The sequence below is a fragment of the Methylobacterium sp. WL18 genome, from assembly GCF_008040015.1.
Taxonomy (GTDB): Bacteria; Pseudomonadota; Alphaproteobacteria; order Rhizobiales; family Beijerinckiaceae; genus Methylobacterium; species Methylobacterium mesophilicum.
This window is the reverse complement of sequence record NZ_VRVD01000426.1, coordinates 1-4,100: the sequence shown is the minus strand read 5'-3', so window position 1 is coordinate 4,100 and position 4,100 is coordinate 1. Positions and strand designations below refer to the sequence as shown.

3 protein-coding genes and 1 pseudogene are annotated in these 4,100 nt (G+C 70.5%); 1 reads left to right on the top strand and 3 read right to left on the bottom strand.

Annotation, left to right across the window (positions count from 1 at the left end):
• A pseudogene (locus tag FV228_RS22180) lies at positions 1–237 on the top strand (hypothetical protein); the annotation flags it as partial.
• A gap of 50 nt (positions 238–287) precedes the next feature.
• Here FV228_RS22180 and FV228_RS22175 read toward each other — a convergent pair.
• From FV228_RS22175 to FV228_RS22165, 3 genes are all read right to left on the bottom strand, one after another.
• Positions 288–1,796: a malonyl-CoA synthase gene (locus FV228_RS22175; RefSeq protein ID WP_147856581.1), complete on the bottom strand. Its 1,509-nt coding sequence runs from the start codon at positions 1,794–1,796 to the stop codon at positions 288–290.
• Positions 1,797–1,948: 152 nt separating this feature from the next.
• The gene (locus tag FV228_RS22170) at positions 1,949–3,358 is read right to left on the bottom strand and encodes a malonyl-CoA decarboxylase (protein WP_147856580.1); all 1,410 of its coding nucleotides are present in this window, start codon (positions 3,356–3,358) and stop codon (positions 1,949–1,951) included.
• 285 nt (positions 3,359–3,643) lie between these two features.
• Positions 3,644–3,835, bottom strand: coding sequence for a hypothetical protein (locus tag FV228_RS22165; RefSeq protein ID WP_147856579.1), 192 nt, complete (start codon positions 3,833–3,835; stop codon positions 3,644–3,646).
• Positions 3,836–4,100 lie beyond the last annotated feature (265 nt).

Genomic DNA, 4,100 nt, shown 5'->3' with positions numbered 1-4,100 from the left:
GGCCTGCTGCTCGGCGCGCTGCTGCCGCGCACCCGCCAGGAGGACCGCAACATCGGTCCGTGGGCCGACGAGGTCCGCGACCAGGGTCTGCGCTACGCTCGCGAGGTGACCAGCATGGGACGCGAGTTCGTTCAGACCGCCCTCGACCCGGACAACCTCAACGCCGCGGTCCGCAAGGCCACGGATTCCGACGGCCACACGCCACCGGAGAACGAGCGGACCGCGCATAACCTCTGATGACGACGAAGAAACCGCCCGCTGGCCCCGTGGCCAGCGGGCGGTTTCTTTTATGCTCGATACAGTCCCGCATGCGCCTCACGGAGCAGGTTTTTCTGGACCTTGCCCATGGTGTTGCGGGGCAACTCGTCCACGAACAGCACGCGCTTGGGGCATTTGAACCGGGCGAGACGGTCCTCCAGAGCCGCCAGCACGCCGGCCTCGTCCGGTGCGTTCGCGCCGCCGACCACCACGGCTGTGACGGCCTCACCGAAATCCGGGTGCGCCAGGCCGATCACCGCGGATTCGACCACGCCCTGCAGGGCGTCGATCTCGGTCTCGACCTCCTTGGGGTAGACGTTGAAGCCCCCTGAGATGATCAGGTCCTTGCCGCGCCCGACGATGTGGACGTAGCCCCGGGCGTCGACCTTGCCGAGGTCCCCGGAGATGAAGAAGCCGTCCGGCCGGAACTCGGCTTCGGTCTTCTCCGGCATCCGCCAGTAGCCCTTGAACACGTTCGAGCCCTTGACCTCGATCATCCCGACCGCATCCGGACCCAGCGCCGCGCCGGTTTCGGGATCGACCACCCGCAGGGATACGCCCGGCAGCGGGAATCCCACCGTGCCGGCGACCCGGTCCCCCGTGTAAGGGTTCGAGGTGCTCATGTTGGTCTCGGTCATGCCGTAGCGCTCGAGGATGGCGTGGCCGGTGCGGGCCTGCCAGTCCCGGTGCGTCTCGGCGAGCAGCGGCGCCGAGCCCGACACGAACAGCCGCATGCCTTTCGCGGCCTCCGGGGTGAGGCCGGGCTCCTTCAGGAGGCGCGTGTAGAAGGTCGGCACGCCCATCAGGGCGGTCGCCCGGCCCATCAGGCTCAGGATCAGCTTCGGGTCGAGGCGCGGCAGGAACAGCATCGTGCCGCCGCTCGCCAGCACCGTGTTGGTCGCCACGAACAGCCCGTGGGTGTGGAACACCGGCAGGGCGTGGATCAGCACGTCGTCGGCGGTGAAGCGCCAGATCTCGACCAGCGTGCGGGCGTTCGAGGCGAGGTTGTCGTGGGTCAGCATGGCGCCCTTGGAGCGCCCGGTCGTACCCGAGGTGTACAGGATCGCGGCGAGATCCTCCGGGCCGCGGGGCACGTCCGTGAAATCGGTGGCCTGCCGGTCCGCGGCCTCGGCGGCGCTGCCGGTCCCCGCGGCATCCAGCGTCCAGGTCTCGCGGATGCCGGAGGCGGCTCCGGCGAGGGCGTCGCGCCGGCCCGGATCGCAGACGAAGATCGTCGGCTCGGCATCGCCTAGGAAATATTCGATCTCCGCCGGGGTGTAGGCCGTGTTGAGCGGCAGGAACACGGCGCCGGCCCGCACGACGCCGAGATAGAGGAAGATCACCTCTGGGCTCTTCTCGACCTGGACCGCCACCCGGTCGCCGGGCCGCACGCCCGCCGCCCGCAGGGCCGCCGCGTAGGCGCCGGAGCGAGCGATCAGGTCCGCGTACCTGTAGCGACGCCCCTCCGGGGTCTCGATCGCGATCTTGGCGGGATCCGGAACGCCGTCCCGGACCAGGGAGAAGAGGTGGTTCGTCATCGTGAGGCTGGAGCTATCACGGGCCATCGGGTTCAGGCAGCCATAGAACCGTTGGCAACCGCCCCGCAATCGGGGCCGGCTCTCCGCCATGACGTTCACTGGCCGTCGATGCTCGAACCGATATCCCCTCCAGGGTGCAGGAAGCCCCCGGCTCACGCCTCGGCGAGCACCACGGCCCGCGGCGGCGGCAGCTTGGTCCGCAACTCCCGGGTCACGGCCGGCGAAGCCGCCACGGTGCCGAGATTGGCGTAGGTCTCGTGGTTCTTCTCGATCGCCGCGAGGTCGTAGAGGTAGTTCACCATCAGGCCGTGCGACTGGGCCAGCCCCTTCTTCGCGGTGTCGCCGAGGAAGTTGATGCGGTCCAGCCGGGCGCCGTTGCCGAGGTGGAACCGGGCCACCGGGTCCAGCGGGCGCCCGCGCTCGTTCTTGGCGCGCAGGAAATAGGCGGCCGCGGCCGGGATCAGCGCCTTGCGCACCGCCTCGGCCCGGGCCTTGTCGGCGTGCCAGTCCGGATCGTCCAGGGCCCGCAGGATCTCCACGTCCTCTGGCAGCAGCCCCTGCGGACTGTCGGCCCGGCGCTCCCGGGCGAGCCAGGCCGCGAAGCCCGGCACCGGCGAGAGCGTGACGAAGGTCTTGAGCGAGGGCACCTCGCGGGTCAGATCCTCCACCACCTGCTTGATCAGAAAATTGCCGAAGGTGACGCCGGCCAACCCCTTCTGGCAGTTGGAGATCGAGTAGAAGATCGCCGTGGTGGCCGCCCGCGGCTGCAGCGGCTTGCGCTCCCGCGACAGGATCGGGGCGATCGCCGGGGCGACCTGCTCGGTGAGCGCGACCTCGACGAAGATCAGCGGCTCGTCGGCCAGGGCCGGGTGGAAGAACGCGAAGCAGCGCCGGTCCGGCGGCTCGATCCGGGCGCGCAGGTCGTCCCACCCGGAGATCGCGTGCACCGCCTCGTACCGGATGATCTTCTCCAGAATATGCGCCGGCGTGGTCCAGTCGATGTGCCGCAGCACCAGGAAGCCCCGGTTGAACCAGGACGCGAACAGGTGCTCGAAATCGGAATCCAGGCTATCGACCGCATCGAGCACCGCCGGGTCCGCCTCGGTCCCGGTCCGCAGCGCCTTGCGCAGGTCGAACAGATCCTCGCGCATCCGCACCAGGCTCAGCGTGCCGCCGCGGGCGAGGTTGAGGCGGCGGATCAGCTCCTGGCTGCGCGGCTCGGCAGCCTCGTGCAGGGTGCCGAGGCGGGCGCGGGTCGGATCGGCCCGGTAGGCGGCGATCGCCTCGTCGACGGCGGCGTGGTCCGCGTCGAAATCCAGCGCGATCGCCCGCAGGAAGGCGTGGCGCTCCGGCTGGCCGAAGCTGGCGTAGCGGTCGAGGATCAGCCGGGCCAGCGCCACCCCGGAGGCCTCGCCGCGCCGGGAGATCAGGTCCTCGCACAGCTTGACCAGCTCGCCGGCGCTGGCGCGGCCGCCGATCTCGCCGCGTCCGATGCCGATCAGGTCGCGGCCGCGCTCGCTGATGGTCTGGAGCAGGTCGCCGAAGAAGGAGATCGCCGCCATGACCCTCGCACTGACCCCTGTCGGACCTGACGTCTCTCCGGCCCCGTCCGCCGGTCTGCGGAGCGGGGCGCCGCCGCCCCGTCACGCAGGGGGACGCGGCGGCTTCCGGTTCCGTCCGCCATTCTATGGTGGCGCAGCCGTCACGACCAGAGCTTGAGCGGTCGCACGAAACGACGGGACACCCATCCTGCAACTCGAAGACGAACACCGTGTGACGGGCGGAACCAGGGGTTCACCATGCACCGTCCCGAACGACGGCGTTCGGGGAGGATGCGACGCGGCCCTTCAGAGGCGCTCGGCCAGGGTGGCGAGGTCGGCCCGCTCCCGCCAGTCGCCGAGGCCGTGCTGGCGAGCGAAGCGGAGTTCGGCCGCCCGGAGCGCGCGCTCCGGATCGCGGGCCCGCGTGATCTCGACGGACCCGATGGTGAAGGGCACCCCGAGGATCTCCCGGGCGAACTCGACGCGGTAGTTCGGCATCCCGTACTCCCTGCTGCAGCGGTTCCGACGTCGCCGTGCGGAACGAAGTTAGCCCCAAAGCCGTATCCGGGTGAGGAACCCTGATGACATGCGGCACCCGGGACACGGTCGGCGGCGCTTCCGCCGCGGACGGCCTGAACTGCGTCGATCGCATATGGTGCTGGGCGCGGACCCGTGAAGGGGCACGGGGCGTGGCGGAGGGCTGCAGGGCCGGCGCTTGCCGGACGGCGCGCTCTGCCCGTATCGGTCTCGCCCCTCCCTCCCC